At 42.9% G+C, this 429-nt stretch carries 1 protein-coding gene; it reads left to right on the top strand.

Going from position 1 to position 429, the window contains the following annotated elements; all coding sequences use genetic code 11:
- Positions 1-104 precede the first annotated feature (104 nt).
- Positions 105-302, top strand: a complete 198-nt coding sequence (locus ASC50_RS04985) for a glycoside hydrolase family 97 C-terminal domain-containing protein (protein WP_158648465.1) — start codon at positions 105-107, stop codon at positions 300-302.
- The last annotated feature ends 127 nt before the right edge of the window (positions 303-429 follow it).

The following is a 429-nucleotide window of genomic DNA, read 5'->3' as shown; positions in this document are numbered from 1 at the left end:
CACTCCCCCAGTTGTCCCACGCACTCATTCCCGGTTTAATCCAGGACGGGTCGGCGATAGCGCAGGGCGGATTCAGGTTTTGAATGATTTCCGATTCAAACAGCGTGGAAAAAGATATCACACTCGACACGAAATTCCTGTCTGCCGGAAAACACACCATCGAAATCTGGGCAGATGCCAAGGATGCCAACAAGAATCCGAAAAATAGTATAAAATTAATTCAGACCATCGAAGCCGGCAAGCCTTTGAAAGTGAAATTGGCAAAAGCAGGCGGATATGTGGCGGTAATCAAACCTGTTTGACGTTATCTTGCACGGAGATATTCATCAAAAAAAATATTTTGCTAATAATCAGCAACTTAGCCCCAAATCGCAAAAAAACTTTGAAAAAGAATTGGAGCGTATTAAAAAAAAATATACCTTTGCGCCC

The organism is Candidatus Symbiothrix dinenymphae, assembly GCF_001431085.1.
Note: the sequence above shows the minus strand (reverse complement) of the source record. Positions and strands in the feature narration are given on the sequence as shown.